15 protein-coding genes are annotated in these 19,556 nt (G+C 64.4%); all 15 read right to left on the reverse strand.

Annotation, left to right across the window (positions count from 1 at the left end):
• Nucleotides 1-77: 77 nt before the first annotated feature.
• The gene (gene recN, locus NKG99_RS06205) at nt 78-1,751 is read right to left on the reverse strand and encodes a DNA repair protein RecN (protein ID WP_352865309.1); all 1,674 of its coding nucleotides are present in this window, start codon (nt 1,749-1,751) and stop codon (nt 78-80) included.
• A 169-nt stretch (nt 1,752-1,920) separates the two neighbouring features.
• Nucleotides 1,921-2,790 (reverse strand): outer membrane protein assembly factor BamD, encoded by an 870-nt coding sequence (locus NKG99_RS06210; protein WP_352865311.1) that lies wholly within the window; start codon nt 2,788-2,790, stop codon nt 1,921-1,923.
• Nucleotides 2,791-3,052: 262 nt separating this feature from the next.
• Nucleotides 3,053-4,003 (reverse strand): UDP-3-O-acyl-N-acetylglucosamine deacetylase, encoded by a 951-nt coding sequence (gene lpxC, locus NKG99_RS06215; protein WP_352865313.1) that lies wholly within the window; start codon nt 4,001-4,003, stop codon nt 3,053-3,055.
• 281 nt (nt 4,004-4,284) lie between these two features.
• A complete protein-coding gene (gene ftsZ, locus NKG99_RS06220; RefSeq protein ID WP_352865315.1) occupies nt 4,285-5,961 on the reverse strand; it encodes a cell division protein FtsZ in 1,677 nt (558 codons plus the stop codon).
• Nucleotides 5,962-6,027: 66 nt separating this feature from the next.
• Nucleotides 6,028-7,335, reverse strand: a complete 1,308-nt coding sequence (gene ftsA / locus NKG99_RS06225) for a cell division protein FtsA (protein WP_352865317.1) — start codon at nt 7,333-7,335, stop codon at nt 6,028-6,030.
• Nucleotides 7,332-8,273 carry a cell division protein FtsQ/DivIB gene (locus NKG99_RS06230; RefSeq protein WP_352865319.1) on the reverse strand — a complete coding sequence of 314 codons (942 nt, stop codon included), beginning with the start codon at nt 8,271-8,273 and terminating at the stop codon, nt 7,332-7,334. The genes ftsA and NKG99_RS06230 overlap by 4 nt, the downstream gene beginning before the upstream one ends.
• On the reverse strand, nt 8,261-9,187 hold the full coding sequence (locus tag NKG99_RS06235) for a D-alanine--D-alanine ligase (protein WP_352865321.1): 927 nt from the start codon (nt 9,185-9,187) through the stop codon (nt 8,261-8,263). The genes NKG99_RS06230 and NKG99_RS06235 overlap by 13 nt, the downstream gene beginning before the upstream one ends.
• 302 nt (nt 9,188-9,489) lie before the next feature.
• Nucleotides 9,490-10,455, reverse strand: coding sequence for a UDP-N-acetylmuramate dehydrogenase (gene murB / locus NKG99_RS06240; RefSeq protein ID WP_352865322.1), 966 nt, complete (start codon nt 10,453-10,455; stop codon nt 9,490-9,492).
• Nucleotides 10,452-11,858: a UDP-N-acetylmuramate--L-alanine ligase gene (gene murC / locus NKG99_RS06245; RefSeq protein ID WP_352865325.1), complete on the reverse strand. Its 1,407-nt coding sequence runs from the start codon at nt 11,856-11,858 to the stop codon at nt 10,452-10,454. Before murC ends, murB begins: the two co-directional genes overlap by 4 nt.
• Nucleotides 11,855-12,982 carry an undecaprenyldiphospho-muramoylpentapeptide beta-N-acetylglucosaminyltransferase gene (gene murG / locus NKG99_RS06250; protein WP_352865326.1) on the reverse strand — a complete coding sequence of 376 codons (1,128 nt, stop codon included), beginning with the start codon at nt 12,980-12,982 and terminating at the stop codon, nt 11,855-11,857. The genes murC and murG overlap by 4 nt, the downstream gene beginning before the upstream one ends.
• Nucleotide 12,983: 1 nt before the next feature.
• On the reverse strand, nt 12,984-14,135 hold the full coding sequence (gene ftsW, locus NKG99_RS06255) for a putative lipid II flippase FtsW (protein ID WP_027034940.1): 1,152 nt from the start codon (nt 14,133-14,135) through the stop codon (nt 12,984-12,986).
• The gene (gene murD, locus NKG99_RS06260) at nt 14,135-15,535 is read right to left on the reverse strand and encodes a UDP-N-acetylmuramoyl-L-alanine--D-glutamate ligase (protein WP_352865328.1); all 1,401 of its coding nucleotides are present in this window, start codon (nt 15,533-15,535) and stop codon (nt 14,135-14,137) included. The genes ftsW and murD overlap by 1 nt, the downstream gene beginning before the upstream one ends.
• Before the next feature lie 8 nt (nt 15,536-15,543).
• Nucleotides 15,544-16,626, reverse strand: a complete 1,083-nt coding sequence (gene mraY, locus NKG99_RS06265; RefSeq protein ID WP_013530954.1) for a phospho-N-acetylmuramoyl-pentapeptide-transferase — start codon at nt 16,624-16,626, stop codon at nt 15,544-15,546.
• Between the two features lie 18 nt (nt 16,627-16,644).
• Entirely contained in the window at nt 16,645-18,102 is a 1,458-nt protein-coding gene (locus tag NKG99_RS06270; RefSeq protein ID WP_352865331.1) for a UDP-N-acetylmuramoylalanyl-D-glutamyl-2,6-diaminopimelate--D-alanyl-D-alanine ligase, read from the reverse strand.
• The gene (locus tag NKG99_RS06275; RefSeq protein ID WP_352865333.1) at nt 18,099-19,553 is read right to left on the reverse strand and encodes a UDP-N-acetylmuramoyl-L-alanyl-D-glutamate--2,6-diaminopimelate ligase; all 1,455 of its coding nucleotides are present in this window, start codon (nt 19,551-19,553) and stop codon (nt 18,099-18,101) included. Before NKG99_RS06275 ends, NKG99_RS06270 begins: the two co-directional genes overlap by 4 nt.
• Nucleotides 19,554-19,556 lie beyond the last annotated feature (3 nt).

Consider the following 19,556-nt stretch of genomic DNA (forward strand, 5'->3'; position numbering starts at 1 on the left):
GGATGGAGCCATATGCTGACTCTGTTCGGACGCCGAATTTCACCGACCAGAAGCAGCCCGATCGAGAAGTAGCGCCGTCAGGAAGCGCCGGTGTTCTCACGCAGCAGCCGCTCGGCGGCGGCGCGGGCCTCGTCGGTGATGGTGGCGCCGGCCAGCATGCGCGCGATCTCCTCCTGCCGCGCCGGCCGGTCCATCTCGGCAATGCCGGTGGCGACACGGTCTGTGGTACCGGATTTGGAGATCAGGAAATGCGTCGCCGCGCGCGCTGCCACCTGTGGCGCGTGCGTCACCGACAGCACCTGGACGCGCTTCGACAATCGCGCCAGCCGCTGGCCGATGGCATCCGCCACGGCGCCGCCCACGCCGGTGTCGATTTCATCGAAGACCAGCGTCGGCGCCGAGCCACGATCGGCCAGCGCCACCTTCAGCGCCAGCAGGAAGCGCGACAGCTCGCCGCCGGACGCGACCTTCATCATCGGGCCCGGCCGCGTGCCTGGATTGGTGCGCACCCAGAACTCGATCTGGTCGATGCCCTCTTCCATGCGGCTCTCGGCCTCGCTCTTCATTTCCACGATAAAGGCGGCGCGTTCGAGCTTCAGCGCCGGCAATTCCGCCATAACCGCCTTGGTCAAGCCGACCGCCGCCGCATGACGAAGCGAGGACAGCTGCGCGGCGGCGATGTCGTATGTCTCGCGCGCCGCTCCGGCCTGCTTTTCCAACCCGTGCAGGCGCTCCTCGCCGGCGTCGAGATCGGCAAGATCGGCAACCATCGTGTCGCGCAGCTGCGCCAGGTCGTCGACGGCGACGCTATGCTTGCGCGAGGCGGCGCGCAGCGAAAACAGCCGCTCTTCCGCCTTCTCAAGCCGCTGCGGATCATATTCGGTGGCGCGCAGCGCGGCCTCGACGCCCGATTGCGCCGCGTCGAGCGACAGCATCGCCTCGTCCAGTGACTTGACCACTTCATCGAGCAAGCCCGGCGCCTCCGTCACCTTGCGCTGCAACCGCCTCAGCAGGCTCGCCAGTTGCGGCAAAGGCGAGGACGGACCGGACAGCACATCCTGCGCATCATGGATTTCCGAGGCGATCTTCTCCACCCGCATCATCGACGCGCGCAATTCGGCAAGGTCCGTCTCCTCACCCGGCTGCGGATCGAGCTTCGTCAGTTCCGCCACCGCAGCCCGCAAATAGTCGGCCTCGCGCGCGGCCGCCGCCACCTTGGCGCGGTGTCGCGACAGCTCCTGCTCGCAGGCACGCCAGTGCCGCCATGCCTCGCCCGTCGAGCGGACGGCGCCGAGATGACCGCCGAAAGCGTCGAGCACCTCGCGGTGCGCGCCGGGATCGACCAAAGCGCGTTCATCGTGCTGGCCATGGATCTCGACCAGTGCACGGCCGACATCACGCATCAAGGTCACGCTCGAAGGCTGATCGTTGACGAAAACGCGGGTGCGGCCATCCGCCGTCTGCAAGCGGCGCAGGATGATGTCGCCGTCATCCTCGATGGCGTTGTCGGCAAGCAGCGTGCGGGCCGGATGGTTGCGCGGCACGTCGAAGACCGCGATGACCTGGCCTTGCGCCGCCCCATGGCGCACCAGCGATGCGTCGCCGCGCGCGCCGAGCGCCAGCGACAAGGCATCGAGCAGGATGGATTTGCCGGCGCCGGTTTCGCCGGTCAGCACCGAAAGACCCGGCTGGAAGTCGATATCCAGCTTCTCGATCAGGACGATATCGCGGATCGACAGTCTGGAAAGCATCAGAACCCGAATCTAGAACGGCACGCGACCATTTGCAGCCGCAGCGCCGCACTATCTTTTTGTTTGAGCATCGGATCAATCCGAAAAAGCGCTTCGTGCGCTTCGGTCCGACAAACAAAGAAAAACCAAGCAGACGGCGCGTTGGCGAAGCCCGCGAGCTTGCTTGGGGTCAGGCGCCGGTGATCATCTTCCCGGCCTTGGATATCCACGACCCGGCATTTTCGCGCGGTGCAAGCCCATTGCTCTGCAGGAGCTTGTAGGAATCCTTGTACCACTGGCTGTCAGGATAATTGGTGCCGAGCACTGCGGCGGCGGTCTGCGCCTCGGAGGTCAGGCCCATCGCGTAATAGCTTTCGGTCAGGCGGGCAAGCGCCTCCTCGACATGGCGCGTGTTGGAATAGGTCTCCACCACGGTGCGGAAGCGCTTGACGGCGGCGATGTATTCGCGGCGCTCGAGATAGTAGCGGCCGATCTGCATTTCCTTGCCGGCCAGCTGATCGTTGGCGAAGCGGATCTTTTCCTTGGCGTCGTCGACATATTCCGATGTCGGCCAGCGCGTCACCAGATCCTGCATCGTCTGAACGGTCTGACGCGCTTCTTTCTGGTCCTGCGTCACGTCCTTGATCTGGCGGTAATAGCTCAAGCCGATGATGTACTGCGCGTAAGCGGCGTCATCGGTCGACGGATAGAGCGTGAGATAGCGCTTGGCCGAGCCGATCGCCTCGTCGTAATTGCCCTGGCGATAGTCGGCGAAAGCGCCCATCACCATCGATTTGCGGGCCCACTCCGAATAGGGGTGCTGGCGGTCGACAGCGTCGAACTTGCGGCTAGCCTCTTGCAGGCGTCCGGCGTTGAGATTGGCGAGGCCCTGATTGTAGAGAACATCGGCCGGCTCGGTCTGGTCGACATAGGTCGACAGGTCGATATCTTTCTCCGACGACATGCAGGCCGACAGGAAGAGCGATGGAACAACCACCGAAAGCGCCAGGAAAACAGCCCTCCGCGGCGCTTTCAATTGACCGACTCGCTTGAAGAACATGATTGGATTCCGCCCTTTCGGCGTTATTTTAATGTCCGCTGCACGCCGTTGTCTCAAAACTGGTCCCCACTTTTGAGCGCCATGCACTAATCGACGGCAGCAGCCATAAACCATTACCGCCTTGCCCGGCAACGCTATCTCCGGCCAATCGCGCATTTTTATGGCGGCCGGACACAGCTTGAATATCGGTGCAATTTCACCGACAGGTGGTGCATTCGTGCAACACCGGCCGCTCGCCACGGAACCCTAGAAATGAAAAAAATCAGATCATCCAGGGCGCGTAGAGCGGTGCGTTGACGGCGTTCATCTCGGCGCTGCGGCCGCGCTCGCGACGTGTCGTCTCGACGATTTCGAACGCGGTGCGGTCGGACAGCAGCCGGCGCAGAGCCGCGGCATTCATCCTGTGACCGCCGCGATAGGAACGGAAGCAGCCGATGAAGCGGGCGCCGGCCAGCGCTAGGTCGCCCATGGCGTCCAGCGTCTTGTGGCGCACGAATTCGTTGGGATAGCGCAGGCCGCCCATGTTGATGACGCGGTTGTCGTCACCGATCACCAGCGAATTCTCCAGCGAGGAGCCGAGCGCGTAGCCGGCGGCCCACAGCCGCTCGACATCCTTCATGAAGCCGAAGGTGCGGGCGCGCGCGATGTCGCGGCGGAAGATATCGGCATTGAGGTCGGACGCAAACAGCTGACGGCCGATAGCCGGGCTTTCGAAGTCGATCTCGATCTCGAAACGGGTGCCGTCATAGGGTCTGAATTCCGCCCAGGAGGCGCCGTTCTCGATGCGGACCGGCTTGATGACCCTGATATAGCGGCGCTTGACCGACAGCGTCTCGATGCCGGCCTGGTCGATCGCTTCGACGAACGCCATGGCGCTGCCGTCGAAGATCGGAACCTCGGAACCATCGATCTCGATGGCGACATTGTCGATGCCGACCCCGAACAGCGCCGCCATGATGTGCTCGACCGTGGCGATGTGTTCGCCAGCGGGATCACCAAGCATCGTGCATAGGTCGGTGGCGCCGACTTCCGAGACCAGGGCGCGGAACTCGCGGCCCTGCTCTGCACCGTCGAAAAGCTGGAAAACGACGCCGGTGTCGGCATCCGCCGGCACGAAGCTGATGGACACTTCCTTGCCGCTGTGGACGCCGGTGCCGGTAAGCGACGCGCGCGTCTTCAATGTCGTCTGATAGTCGTGCAAGACAATCCCCATAAGCCCGTAATGCCTAGGTCCGCTTCTCCAGCCCGAGGGCGCGGCTCTTGTGTGAATCGGCAGGCAGGGTCACTTCCCCCGAAATCCCGGCAAACCGACGATGGTAGGCAGCGAAGATAATGTCCCGTCAGGGAGACTCCAAATCACGGTTTCTTACTCCGTGTAACCGCGAACTGAAGCAGGCACGACTTTGTAAGTGATTGAAATCACACAACTTAAAACGTTAACAGGCAAGCGATTCCTCGCTTGCCTGTTAACAATCGTTACAGTCCGTTTACCAGTCAGTTGGCCTGGCGGCGCAGGAACGCCGGAATCTCCAGCTGATCGTCTTCCTGAGTCGCCCTCACCTGCGGTGTAAGACGGCCGTGGTCGTCGAGCTGGCCACGGCGCGGTGCGTAGAGCTGCGCGTCCTGGCTGGCAAGACGGCGCACTTCGGGTGCGGCCTGGCGCAGCTTGGGTTCGCGCGGCTGCGCCGGCTGCAGCCGCGCAGGCTCTTCTTCGCGGCGGGTCAATCCGTTGGTCAGGCGCTTCAGCAGGCCCATCGGTCCGCTGTTGTTCTCGTGGTCGGCCGGGCGGCTCTTGGCATCCACCTCGGCCTTGACGACGGGCGGAAAGTCCTCGACGCGCGGCATACGCTGCGGCGCCATGGCAACCGGCTGCGGGGCTTCGCGCAGCATCTCGCGCGGCTGCGGAGCCGGCTGCGTCTGCTGGACCACGGGCTGCGGCATCGGCTGAGCTGGCGGCGCCTGGAAGATCTTGCTCTGCGGGCGGAAGTCTTCAGCGTGAGCCGGAGCCGGGCGCGCCTGTGCCATGGCCGCGGCATTGGCTTCAGCCAGCTGGATGGCTTCGGCGACCGGGTCGATGGCACGCGGTTCGTAGGCGGTCTGCTGGACCGGCGCCGGGCGGTTTTCCACCGCGGCAACGGCCGGGCGGCTGGCTGGCTTCGGAGGCACCGTGCGGATCGAGATCGGCGCGGCGGCGATTTCCGCCGCCGACTTGTCGATACCGGTGGCAACCACCGAGACGCGGATGACGCCTTCGAGTTCCTCGTCGAAGGTGGCGCCCAGGATGATGTTGGCGTCCTGATCGACCTCCTCGCGGATACGGGTTGCCGCTTCGTCGACCTCGAACAGCGTCAGGTCGCGGCCGCCGGTGATCGAGATCAGCAGGCCCTTGGCGCCCTTCATAGAGGTCTCGTCGAGCAGCGGGTTGGCAATCGCCGCCTCAGCGGCGGCCATCGCGCGGCCCTCGCCCGAAGCTTCGCCGGTCCCCATCATCGCCTTGCCCATCTCGCGCATGACGGAACGGACGTCGGCGAAGTCGAGATTGATCAGGCCTTCCTTGACCATCAGGTCGGTGATGCAGGCAACACCGGAATAGAGCACCTGGTCGGCCATGGCGAAGGCGTCGGCGAAGGTGGTCTTGTCATTGGCCAGCCGGAACAGGTTCTGGTTAGGGATGACGATCAGCGTATCGACGCATTTCTGCAGTTCCTCGATGCCGAAGTCCGCGGTCTTCATGCGGCGCTGGCCTTCGAAATGGAACGGCTTGGTGACGACGCCGACGGTGAGGATGCCCTTTTCGCGCGCGGCGCGGGCAACGACCGGAGCAGCACCCGTACCGGTGCCGCCGCCCATCCCGGCGGTGACGAAGCACATATGGGTGTTGGTCAAGTGATCGAGGATCTCATCGATGCACTCTTCCGCCGCCGCACGGCCGACTTCCGGCTGCGAGCCGGCGCCGAGGCCTTCGGTGACATGCGCCCCAAGCTGGATCAGGCGGCCTGCCTTCGACATGGTCAGCGCCTGCGCGTCGGTGTTGGCCACCACGAACTCGACACCGCGCAAACCGGCGGTGATCATGTTGTTGACGGCATTGCCGCCGCCGCCGCCGACACCGAACACGGTGATGCGTGGCTTTAGCTCGGTGATGTCCGGCTTTTGCAGATTGATGGTCATTGTCTCCGTCCTTTGCCTTTCACGCCGCTTCGCCGCCGCGGCCGCCTATGGGGCTGTCCCCGTCAATTAGAAACTGTCTCTCAACCACTGACTCATGCGATGCAGTTTTCCGCCCGTTCCGGTCATTCTGAGACCGGAAATTCCTTTCGCCGGATGGCTCTCGAAGCTCGCCATCTGCGGATAGATCAGAAGCCCCACCGCGGCCGAGAAGGCCGGCCCCTTCGCCGCTTCCGGCAGGCCGGCCACGCCGAGCGGACGGCCGATGCGCACATTGCGTCCCAGAATGCGGCGCGCCGCCTCCGGCAGGCCGGCAAGCTGGCTGGCGCCGCCGGTCAGAACGACACGCTTGCCCACCGCATTGCCGTAGCCGGACTTGTTCAGCCGGTCGCGCAGCAGTTCCAGCGTCTCGTCGATACGGGCGCGCACGATGCGCGTCATCACCGAGCGCGGGATCTGCAAAGGCACGTCGCCATCGTCGCCGATCGGCTGGATCGAGATCAGGTCGCGGTCGTCGGCGCTACCCGGCAGCGCCGAGCCATGCATCACCTTCAGCCGCTCGGCGGCATCGAGCGAGGTCGAAAGCCCCTTGGCCATGTCAAGCGTGACGTGATTGCCGCCGATGGCGATGGCATCGCCATGGACGAACTTGCCTTCCGAAAACACCGAGATCGTCGTCGTGCCGCCGCCCATGTCGATGCAGGCCGCGCCCATTTCCAGTTCGTCGTCGACCAGGGCCGCCAGCCCGCTGGCATAGGGCGTCGCCACCATGCGCTCGACCGACAGATGCGAACGGTTGATGGAAAGCTCCAGGTTGCGCATCGGAGCGGCGTCGCCGGTCAGCACATGCATGTCGACGCCGAGTGCGTCGCCGACCATGCCGCGCGGATCGCGCACGCCGCGTTCGGCATCCAGCGAGAAGCCGACCGGAAGCGAATGGATCACCTCGCGCTCGGCCTTCAGCGCCTGCTTGGCGCCGGCGCCGAGAACGCGCTTGATGTCGGCCTCGTCGGCCTCGTGGCCGCCAAGGTTGATGGTTGCCGAGAAGGCTTCGCTCTTCAGCCGGCCGGCTGTCATGTTGACGATCAGCGAATCGACGGTCAGCCCGGCCATGCGCTCGGCCGCGTCGACGGAAAGGCGGATGGCATGCTCGGCGCGGTCGAGATCGACGACGACGCCCGACTTCACGCCTTGTGACTTCTGATGGCCGATGCCGATCACCTGGATCCGGTGCGAACGGCCACGCAGCAGCTTGCCGTCATCGCTCGGCTTCAGCTTGGCCACCATGCAGCAGACCTTGCTCGAACCGACATCCAGCACCGTCAAGGTGCCGGACCGGCGTGACGAGGCATCGCCATGACCGCCAAGCCAGCTCATATCTTCGTCTCCGGCTTGCGCTTCAGGCTCTTGGGTTTTTCGTTGAGTGCGGCTTCGCGCTGCGTCGCCGCCTCGGGCGTCAACTGCACGACCAGCCGGTCGGTCAGGCGCATGTCGACGGCGGCGATATCGCGCGACAACAGGCCCATGTCATGGTCCATCTTGACGAGTTCGGCGAGCGCCTGATCCTCGCCGTCCTCGGGAAGCTTAATGGTGATGCCATTGTCCAGCTTCAGGTCCCAACGCCGCTCACCCACGCGGATATAGCCTTTGATCCGATCCGCGAGATCTGGATATTTTTCGATCTTGGCCAGGAAGTCAGGCGCGCTCGCAGGCGCGCCAGTGCCGATCAGCAGCGGCAGCAGCACCTGCTTGCCGCCCGAGAACGGCGCGATCACGGCGCCATCCTTCTCGATGACGGACAGCTCATCACCCTGCTGCCAGAGCGCGAAGGCGGCGCGCTCCTCGACACGCACTTCCAGCGTGTGCGGATAAACCTTGCGCACCGCCGCGACCTCGATCCACGGCAGGGTGTCGATGCGCTCCCGCGCGGCCTCGGCGTCGAAGCCGATCAGGGATGTCCAGCCGTCGAGTTCGAGCCTGTCGAGGATATCGATCTCCGAGGTCTGGCGGTTGCCGACCACCTTGACCTGATCGACGGCAAAGCCAGTACGGGCAGTGATGCTCTGGACGATGCCGTCGATATGGCCGCCGAGATAGGCGCCATAGGCTCCGCTCGAGGCGATCAGCACGGCCGACATCATGGCAGCGGAAAAGCGCGGCGCCTGGAACTCCCCGACACCGAGGCGCGCCAGAATGCGCACCGGACGGCGAAGCACGCGCGGCAGCACGAAATGGCCTGATGACAACGGCAGGCCGAACAGCGTCGGCTCGGCCGCGCCCCTCTCCTTACCTTGTCCCCATTTCAACGCAGACACGAAGCGTCCTCCACCATCCAACTCAACAAATCGCCAAACGAGTGCCCGGCCTGGGCGGCGATTTCAGGCACCAAGGACGTCGGCGTCATACCCGGCTGGGTGTTGACCTCGAGCCATACAATCTCGCCGTTTTCGGAATGCCGATCGTCATAACGGAAGTCCGACCGGGAAACGCCCCGACAGCCGATCGCTTGGTGAGCCTTGAGCGCCAGTGTTTGTATTTTTTGGTAAATATTCGGTGAAACTTTTGCGGGGCATTCGTGCTTTGATCCCCCAGCGACATATTTTGAATCATAGTCGTAGAAGGAATGGCCGGTCGGGATGATTTCGCAGACCCCCAGCGCCACATCGCCCATCACCGCGCAGGTCAGCTCACGGCCATGGACGTAGCGCTCGACCATGACGGTATCGCCATATTTCCATTCGGACGAGCCGATCACCTGCGGCGGATGCGACTGGCCTTCATGCACGATGACGACGCCGAAGCTCGAACCCTCATTGACCGGCTTGACCACATAGGGCGGCTTCATCGGGTGCTTGTTCTGAATGGCGAAGCGGCTGGCAACCTTCGATTCGGCGACCGGAACACCGACCGATTTGGCAACCCGCTTGGCCTGCTCCTTGTTCATGGCCAAAGCCGAGGCGAGCACGCCGGAATGGGTGTAGGGAATGCCGAGATACTCGAGGATGCCCTGGACGGTACCGTCCTCGCCAAAAGGGCCATGCAGCGCGTTGAAGACGACATCGGGCTTGAGTTCGGCAAGCACGGAGCCGACATCGCGCCCGACATCGACGCGGGTGACCTGGTAGCCCTCCTGATCGAGCGCATCGGCGCAAGCCTTCCCCGAAGACAAAGACACGGGCCGCTCGGACGAAAAACCACCCAGCAGGACAGCCACATGCTTGCTTTTCATTCCCCGGTATCCCCTCTCACGGCGGACCAAAAACCAAGATTTTCCGCAACATTGAGTCCGAGTCTCCCGGCAGGTTGCCCCCCAGACGGAAAAACGCGGGTAACGCGTCGAACGACTCAAATCAGGAAACGCTTTCGAGCAGAGAATCAGAGAGTTGATTCACTGGCAAGTGCTTACGATTCCGAGAGATTCACTTTCTGAGAAAATGGATGCGAAAAGCGTGTCGTTGAGTCTTTGCGGCAACGGCCGCGAGCCGTTTCGAACCTTTTGAAGTTCATGCATCACATGAACTTCAAGGCGGGCTAGAGAAGCTGCCCGAGAAACTCCTGGACGGCATGTCCCGGCCGGAAATTGCCGATGCGCTGGATTTCCCAATGCAGCCGGATACCGGAATTCTCCAGCACCCGCGTGCGCACCGTCTCGCCGAGATATTCAAGGTCGTAGCCGGTCGCGGTTCCCGTGTTGATCATGAAGTTGCAATGCATCGGCGACATCTGCGCGCCACCGATCATCAGGCCGCGGCAGCCAGCCTTGTCGATCTCCTTCCAGGCCGATGTGCCTTCCGGATTCTTGAAGGTCGAGCCGCCGGTCTTCTCGCGGATCGGCTGCACGGTCTCGCGGTGGTTCTGCACGGCATCCATCGCCGCCTTGATCGCCGCCTTGTCCTCGGCAAAGCCTTCGAACACGGCCGAGGTGAAGATCAGCCCGGCAGGTGCCGCCGAATGACGGTAGGCATAACCCATATCGGCATTGCTCAGCGTCTGCACATTGCCCTTGCGGTCGAGCGCGCGTACCTCGACGACGCGCTCGCGCGTCTCGACGCCATTGGCACCGGCATTCATCCGCAGCGCGCCGCCGATGGCGCCCGGAATGCCATGGTAGAAATGAAAGCCGCCAATGCCTGCCTCGAGCGCCACCGCGGCGACGCGCTTGTCAGGCGTGGCCGCGCCGGCCTTGATCCTGATCGGCGAAATGACTTCCGCTTCACCAAACCCCTTGGCTGAAAGCCTGACGACAAAGCCCGGAATACCGCCGTCGCGGACCAGAAGGTTCGAACCGACGCCGACGATGGTCAGCGGTATTTCCTCCGGAACGGCTTTGAGGAACGCGGCGAGGTCCTCCTCATCGGCCGGCTGGAACAACGCTTCCGCCAGGCCACCGGCACGGAACCAGGTGATCTTGTCCATCTCGGCATTCGGCGTCATACGGCCGCGCAGGCCGGCAAGCCGGTCGCCAAGTTTGTCGATCAGGGCCTGGCCGTGCATCATGAGACCGTCCCGCCAAGCTCCTTGGGCAACGCATAGGCCCATTGGGTGATGTTGCCGGCGCCAAGGAAGACGACGAAATCGCCTGATTTGGCCAGATCGCGGATGATGGGCGCGATTGCCGCCGGCCCCTCGATGTAGCGCGCGTCACGATGGCCGCCGGCGCGGATGCGCGATACCAGCGCGTCCGAGCTGACGCCGTCGATCGGCTCCTCGCCGGCCGCGTAGACCGGTGCCACCATCACCGTGTCGGCGTCGTTGAAGCAAGCGGAAAACTCGTTGAACAGATCATGCAGCCGGGTGAAGCGATGCGGCTGCGCAATGGCGATGACGCGACCCTTGGTGGCGCTGCGCGCCGCCTTCAGCACCGCCGAGATCTCGACCGGATGGTGGCCGTAATCGTCGAACACATCGACGCCGTTCCACGAGCCGGTATGGGTGAAGCGGCGCTTGACGCCGGCGAAGGACGACAGGCCCTTCTTGATCGCCTCGGCCGACAGGCCAAGCTCATGCGCGACGGCGATGGCGGCGGTCGCGTTGGAGACGTTGTGACGGCCGGGCATCGGCAGGCGCAGGCCTGCTATGGTCGTCTGGCCGCCGGTCTTGCGGTCACGGATCACCACGTCGAATTCCGAAATGGCACCCGCCATGCGGTGGTTGGTGAAACGCACATCGGCTTGCGCGTTCTCGCCATAGGTGACGATGCGGCGGTCCTCGATGCGGCTGACCAGCGCCTGCACCTCGGGATGATCGGTGCACATCACGCCAAAACCGTAGAACGGCACGTTCTCGACGAACTGGCGGAACGCCTCGCGCACCTTGTCGAAACTGCCATAGTGATCGAGATGCTCGGGATCGATGTTGGTGACGACCGCGATCTCGGCCGGCAGCTTCAGGAAGGTGCCGTCGCTCTCGTCGGCCTCGACCACCATCCATTCGCCGTCGCCCATGCGGGCATTGGTGCCATAGGCGTTGATGATGCCGCCGTTGATGACGGTCGGATCGAGCCCGCCGGCATCGAGCAAGGTCGCCACCATCGAGGTCGTCGTCGTCTTGCCATGCGTGCCGCCGATGGCCACCGCCTGTCGGAAGCGCATCAGTTCGGCCAGCATCTCGGCCCGGCGCACGATCGGCAGCAGCTTTTCGCGCGCGGCCTTGAGTTCCGGATTGGATTTCTTGATCGCCGTCGAGACGACCACAACCTCGGCATCGCCGAGATTTTCGGCCTTGTGGCCGACAAAGCATTCGATGCCCTTGTCGCGCAGCCGCTGGACATTGGCGCTCTCGGCCTGGTCGGAGCCTTGCACCTTGTAGCCGAGATTGTGCAGCACTTCGGCAATGCCGCTCATGCCGATGCCGCCAATGCCGATGAAATGCACAAGGCCGATGGTCTCCGGCATCTTCATGCGTGCGTCCCTTCCCTGAAATCCGAAACGGCTTTTTTGGACGCAATAGCCTCTGTGAGATCGGCGAGCAACCGTGCCGCGTCCGGCCTGCCGGCCGATTTCGCGCCAGCCGCCATCGCCGCCAGCCGCTCGGGGGCGTCCATCAGCCCGCCGATGAGCGCTGCGATCCGTTCGGGCGAAAGCGAGGATTGCGGGTGCACCTCGCCACCGCCGGCGGCGGCAAGGGCCGCCGCGTTCGCCGCCTGGTCGTGATCAAGCGCGTACGGGTAAGGCACCAGCAGCGCCGGCCGGCCGATGACGGCGATCTCGGAGACGGTCGAAGCGCCGGAGCGCGAGATCACCAGATGCGCGGCCGCCATACGTGCCGCCATGTCGGTGAAGAAGGGTGAGACCTCGACAGCGACGCCAAGGGCGGCATAAGCGGCCTTGACGCGCGCCACGTCGTCCGCGCGCGCCTGCTGCGTGATCACAAGCCGCTTGCGCTGGGCATCGGAAAGCAGCGCGACCGCCCCCGGCACTGCGTCGGAAAAGAACTGGGCGCCCTGGCTGCCGCCGAACACCAGCAGGCGGAACGGCTGTTCCCCGGCCGACGCCGCATAAGCCGTCTTGGCCGCTTCCAGCACGGCGGGCCTGACCGGATTGCCCGTCGTCACCGTCTTGGCGCCGATGGCACTGGTGTCCTGCGGCAGGAAGCCGCCGGCGATCGCATCGACACGGCCGGCCAGCGCCCGGTTGGCGCGGCCCATCACCGCATTCTGCTCATGGATCAGGGTCGGCACCTTGCGCCGTGTCGCCGCGTAGAGCGGCGGCAAGGTCGGATAGCCGCCGAAGCCAACCACCGCATCCGGCTTGATCCTGGCGATGATGGCGGAAGCCTGACGCACGCCGCGCCAGATTTTCCAGAAGGCACCAAGCAGGGCAAAGGGATTTTTCGAACCCATCGTTGCCGACTGGATCGGATGGATGGCTGCCGCCGGGAAATGGCCGGCAAACCGCTCGGCACGGTCGTCGGTCGCCAGATGCACCAACCAGCCGCGCCCGTTCAGCTCATGCGCCAGCGCCTCGGCCGGGAAAAGATGCCCACCGGTTCCGCCCGCCGCGAGAAGGATGACGCCTCTGGCCATATCACTCCGCCGGCACGGCGCGCTGCGACAGGCCAAAGCCCATCTGCTTGCGCTTTTCGGGCCGCTTGCGTGTCAGCGCCAGAACCATGCCCATCGAGATGGCGATGGCGATCTGCGAGGAGCCGCCATAGGAGATGAACGGCAGCGTCATGCCCTTGGCCGGTACAAGCTGCAGGTTGACGCACATGTTGATGACAGCCTGCAGGCCGAACACGGTGACCAGGCCGCCGACCGCATAGCGGGTAAAATCGTCATGCTCCTTCAGCGCCGTGTTGAGGCCGCGCAGCACGATGAACGCGAAGATCGACATGATGAAGAAGCACATGATCAGCCCGAACTCTTCGCCGGCGACCGAGAAGACGAAGTCGGCATGGCTGTCGGGAATGACCCGCTTGACGGTGCCCTCGCCCGGCCCGACGCCGAACCAGCCGCCATTGATCAGCGCCTCGCGCCCCATGTCGACCTGGAACGTGTCGCCTTCGCCGGTGAGGAACTTGTCGATGCGCAAGGCAACGTGCGGAAACACCGTATAGGCGGCAAAGACACCGCCGACGCCAGCGGCACCCAGCGCGACGATCCACAGCCATGGCAGCCCCGCCATGAAGAACATGATGCCCCAGGTGCCGGTCGTCAGCATGGTCTGGCCGAGGTCCGGTTGCGCCACCAGCAGCGACACGACTAGCACCAGCAACAGCATGGCGAACAGATTGCCCGGAATGTCGGGCTGGCGCTTGTGCTCGGCAAACAGCCAGGCGCACATGATGACGAAGGCGGGCTTGAGGAATTCCGAGGGCTGGATCGACAGGCCGGCAAGCGACACCCAACGGCGCGCCCCCTTCACCTCGACGCCGATGTAGAGCACCGCCACCATCAGCACCAGCATCAGGCACAGCATGATCAGCGCCATGCGCCGGATCTGCCTGGAATCGAGGAACGACACGGCCAGCATCACGCCGAGCGCCGGCACCGTGAAGATGATCTGCCTGGTGGCGAAGTGGAAACTGTCGAGACCGATGCGTTCGGCCACCGCCGGGCTGGCGGCGAAGGACAGCACGATGCCGAGCCCCATCAACGACAGGAACGCTGCCAGGAACCAGCGATCGATCGTCCACCACCAGGTCGCAACCGGGCTTTTGTCGAGACGGCTCTGCATTATCGTGCCCCTCCGATGGGTTTCATACCCTCGATAGCATTCGCAGCTTGCCTGAAGGCTTCGCCGCGGACTTCGAAATTCTTGAACTGGTCGAAACTCGCGCAGGCCGGCGACAACAGCACCACCGCCTCGCTGCTGTCGTCCTGCGCCGCATCATGTGCGGCGTGCTCGACCGCCGCGGCCAGCGTGCCTGAAATCTCATAGGGCACGGCCTCACCCAGCGTCGCCGAAAAGGCAGGCGCGGCCTCGCCGATCAGATAGGCCTTGGCGATGCGCGGGAAGAACCCGCGCAACGGCTCGATGCCGCCTTCCTTGGGCAGGCCGCCGGCAATCCAGTAGATGCGCGCAAAGCTCGACAAAGCCGGTGCCGCCGCATCGGCGTTGGTCGCCTTGGAATCGTTGATGAACAGCACATGGTCCTTGCGGCCGACCTGCTCCATCCGATGCGCGAGGCCGGGAAAGCTTTCCAGCCCTGACTGGATTTCGCCAAGCTCCAGTCCGACCTTGAGGCAGGCGGCGACCGCAGCCAGCGCGTTCTGCGCATTGTGCTGGCCGCGCAGCGAGCCGATGCCTTCAAGGAATGCGACACGGCTGTAGCGGCCGTGCACGGCCTCCATCAGATCGCCGCCGTCGGCGAAATAGCCGTCGGTCAGCGGCAGCCGCTTGGAAATGCGGATGACATGCCGCCCCGCTCGCTCCAGCCGTTCGGCGATCTGCGCGCACCAGGAATCGTCGATGCCGACGATCGCCGTCTCGCTGCCGGCCACCAGCCGCTCCTTGATCGCGGCGTAGTGCTGCATGGTGCCGTGGCGGTCGAGATGGTCGGGCGTCAGGTTGAGCAGGATACCGGCCGTCGGGTCGATCGAGGGGGCGAGGTCGATCTGATACGACGAGCATTCGACCACATAGTGCCGATCGGGCCGCGGCGGATCAAGTGTCATCACCGCGCGGCCGATATTGCCGCCCATCTGGGTGTCGCGCCCGGCTGCTTTCAGGATGTGCGCGGTCAGCGCGGTCGTCGTCGACTTGCCGTTGGTGCCGGTGATGGCAATGAAGGGCGCCGTTGGCGCGCCGAGCATCCGTTCGCGGCAGAAAAGTTCGATGTCGCCGATGATCTCGACACCGGAACCGCGCGCCAGCTCCACCGTCCAGTGCGGCTTGGGATGCGTCAGCGGCACGCCCGGCGACAGCACGAAAGCCGAGAACTTGGCCCAGTCGGCCCCGCGCAAATCGGCGGTTGCGATCCCGGCGGCGGCGGCCTTGGCGACGCTTTCGGGATTATCGTCCCAGGCCAGCACGTCCGCTCCGCCCGCAATCAGCGCGCGCGCCGTCGCGATCCCCGAGCCACCGAGCCCGAAGAGCGAAACGCGCTTGCCTGAAAAGGATGCGGCGGGGATCAAGCGGCCTCCTATCTCAGCTTGAGGGTCGACAGGCCGACCAGAGCCAGGATGACGGCGATGATCCAGAAGCGGATCACCACCTGGCTTTCGGTCCAGCCGAGCTTTTCGAAATGATGGTGGATCGGCGCCATCAGGAATACCCGCTTGCCGGTCATCTTGAAATAGCCGACCTGGATGATGACGGAAAGGATTTCGACGACGAACAATCCCCCGACGATGACCAGCACGATCTCGTGCTTGGTGGCGACCGCCACCGTGCCGATCAGGCCGCCCATGGCCAGCGAGCCGGTGTCGCCCATGAAGATCGCCGCCGGCGGCGCGTTGAACCAGAGGAAGCCGAGGCCGGCACCGATGACCGCGCCAAGCACGACAGCCAGTTCGCCTGTGCCGGGCACGAAATGGATCTGCAGATATTCGGCGAAGACGGCGTTGCCGGAGAGATAGGCGATGACGCCGAAGGAGGCCGCCGCGATCATGATCGGCACGATCGCCAGTCCGTCCAGGCCATCGGTCAGGTTCACAGCATTGCCGGCGCCGACGATGACGAAGCAGGAGAACGGAATGAAGAACCAGCCGAGATTGACGATGAATTCCTTGGCGAAGGGAAATGTCAGCGACGAGGAGAACGGCGCCTGGCCGTTATGCATGATCACCCATGCGGCGATGCCGGCGATGACAAATTCGAGCGCCAGCCGCGCCTTGCCGGAAAAGCCGAGATGCGACTGCTTGGTCACCTTCAGGTAGTCGTCATAGAAGCCGATCGAGCCGAAGCCCAGCGTCACCAGCAGCACCACCCAGACATAGATGCTCGACAGGTTCGCCCACAAAAGCGATGAGCCGATGATGCCCGACAGGATCATCAGCCCGCCCATGGTCGGCGTACCTGCCTTCTTGAAATGCGTCTGCGGCCCGTCGGCGCGGATCGGCTGGCCCTTGCCTTGCCGCAGCCGCAGCGAATTGATGATCGTCGGCCCGAAGATGAAGACGATCAGCGCCGACGTGATCAGCGCCCCGCCGGTGCGGAAGGTGATGTAACGGAAGACATTGAAGACCGAGACCTTGTCCGCAAAATCGACGAGCAGTGTAAACATGCGCTTTTGGTCCCCGACCTAGGTCTGTTTTCTGGTTGTCGATTCAGCCGGGAATTTGCCCAGCAGCGCATCGACCAGTTTTGCAAAACCGATGCCCTTCGACGATTTGATCATCACCACGTCTCCCGGTTTCAGGGCTGCAAGCAGCACCGGCTTCAACTCCTCGACGCCGGCGCGGTATTCCGTCTCGACCTCGCCGGGCAGTATCTCGGCCAGCGCCCGCATTTCCGGGCCAGCGAGAAAGACGGTCTGCGTGCCGGTGCCAACGATAAGGTCGGCGAGAGCCGCATGCAGCTTGGCCGAATGGTCGCCGAGTTCGAGCATGTCTCCGAGCACGGCGATGCGGCGGCCCTCGCCGGTCACCGGCGTCGCGTTGAGCAATGCCATGGCGGCAGCCATCGATGCCGGATTGGCATTATAGCTCTCGTCGATCAGCGTGATCGGTCCTCCCGGGTGGCCCGAAGTCGGGCCACCGGGATGGCGCAGCACATGGCGCTTGCCGCGCCCGCGCTCGGCCGAGAGATCGGCCAGTGCGAGTGCCACTCTGTCGAGATCTGCACCGACCAGATGCGCCGCACCCAGCACCGCCAACACGTTCTGCACCATGTGGCGGCCGGGCGCACCGATCCGCGCCGTCACCTCATGGCCGCTGATCCTGGCGGCGATGTCGGAATGATCCGCATGCAGTTCGCATTTGACCAGCTTGAAGGTCGAACGCGCATTCTCGCCGAAACCGTAGACGTGCTCGACACCGGCGGCTTGCGCCATCTTGTCGAGAAGCTTGAAGCGCGCATCGTCCCGGTTGAGAATGGCGGCGCCCTCAGGCTCCAGCCCTTCGAAAATCTCGGCCTTGGCCTTGGCGATCTCGTCCAGGTTGCGGAAGAAGCCAAGGTGGGCGGCCGCGATCATGGTGACGATGGCGACATGCGGCCTCACCATCTTTACCAGCGGCCGTATCTCGCCGGGATGGTTCATGCCGATTTCGAACACGGCGTAATCGCAATCGGCGGGCATGCGCGCCAATGTCAGCGGCACGCCCCAATGGTTGTTGAACGACTGCGCCGAGGCATGCACCTTGCCGACGGCCTGCAGCACGTGGCGCAGCGCCTCCTTGGTGGTGGTCTTGCCGGCTGAACCGGTCACGGCGATGATTTTCGCGCTCGAGCGGGCGCGCGACGCAACCCCGAGCTTTTCCAGCGCGACCAGCACATCCTCGACGACGATGATCGGCGCCGTCAGCCGGCCGAGCGACGGCAGCTTGCCTTCGGCCACCACCAGCACCCCGGCGCCGGCTTTGATGGCAGCGGTCGCGAAGTCATGGCCGTCCATCGCCTCGCCCTTGATGGCGAAGAAAGCGTCGCCCGGCTGCAGGCTGCGGCTGTCGATCGAAATGCCCGATATGCCGTCCGGCATCGGCCCGAGCGGCCGCCCGTCCATGGCGGCAACCAGCGTCTCGGTGGTCCACAGCAAGCTCATGCGGCGCGCTCCGCGAGTGCTGCGCGAACTTCCTCATGATCGGAGAAATGCAAGGTCTCGGAGCCGATCGTCTGGCCCTCTTCATGGCCCTTGCCGGCCACGATCAGCGTGTCGCCGGCATGCAGCATGGCGACCGCCTCGTGGATCGCCTGGCGCCGGTCACCGATCTCGATGGCGCCGGGAGCAGCCGCGAGAATGGCGGCGCGGATCGTTTCCGGCACTTCCGAGCGCGGATTGTCGTCGGTGACGATGACGACATCGGCAAGCCGCGTCGCGATTTCGCCCATGATCGGCCTTTTTCCTCTGTCTCGGTCACCGCCGCAGCCAAACACGACGATGACGCGGCCGGTGGTGAATGGGCGCACCGAGGCCAGCACGTTTTCCAGCGCGTCGGGTTTGTGGGCATAGTCGACATAGACCGGCGCGCCATTGGTAGCGGTGCCAACGAGGTCGAGGCGGCCCGGCGCGCCCTTCAGTTTCTCCAATGCCATCAAGACTTTGGCGACGGGTGTTCCCGTGGAAATGGCAAGCCCCGCCGAAACCAGCGCGTTCGATATCTGGAAGTCGCCGGCCAGCGGCAGGTCGATCTCGTAGAGCACGCCGTCGGCCTCGACCTCGGCGCGCTGGCGGTGGCGCTCGTGCTCGACCCGCTTCAGCCTGAGGAAATCGCCATGGCGACCGACCGTCAGCACCTCGAGCCCGGCGGCCCGGGCCGCCTCGATCGTCGGTGCCGCCCATGGATCGTCGGCAAAGATCACAGCCGGCGCGCCCTTCGGCAGCAGCGTGTCGAACAGGCGCAATTTGGCGCGGTGATAGTCCTCGATGGTCGGATGATAATCCATATGGTCGCGGCCGAGATTGGTGAAACCGCCGGCCGCCAGCTTCACGCCGTCGAGGCGGCGCTGGTCGAGCCCATGGCTGGAGGCTTCCATCGAGGCGTGGGTGACGCCGGCATCGGCCAATTCCCGCAGCAACTGGTGCAAGGCAACCGGATCGGGCGTCGTCAGCGAGCCATAGTCGTTGCGGCCAGGCGCCACCACCCCGGTGGTGCCGATCGAAGCGGCGGCATAACCCGCCTGCTCCCAGATCTGCCTGGTGAAGGCGGCGACCGACGTCTTGCCGCTGGTGCCGGTCACCGCGACCATGGTCTGCGGCTGCTTGCCGAAATAGCGGGCCGCACTCAGCGCCAGCGCCAGGCGCGGATCACCGACCGCCAGCACCGGAACCGACAGCCCGGCAATGGTGGCGCCCTTGCCCGTCACGATCGCCGCCGCACCACGCGCGGCGGCGTCGGCGGCATAAACGGCACCATCGGCCTTAGTTCCGGCGAGCGCAAAAAAGACAACGCCCGGTTTTACCTGGCGGGAATCCGACGAAATCCCGATGACCTCCAGATCGGCGGAAGTTGTTCCTTCGACTGGCAGGATACCGGCTAGATCTCTGAGCTTCATCGA

It is taken from the genome of Mesorhizobium sp. M1409 (assembly GCF_040317535.1).
Taxonomy (GTDB): Bacteria; Pseudomonadota; Alphaproteobacteria; order Rhizobiales; family Rhizobiaceae; genus Mesorhizobium.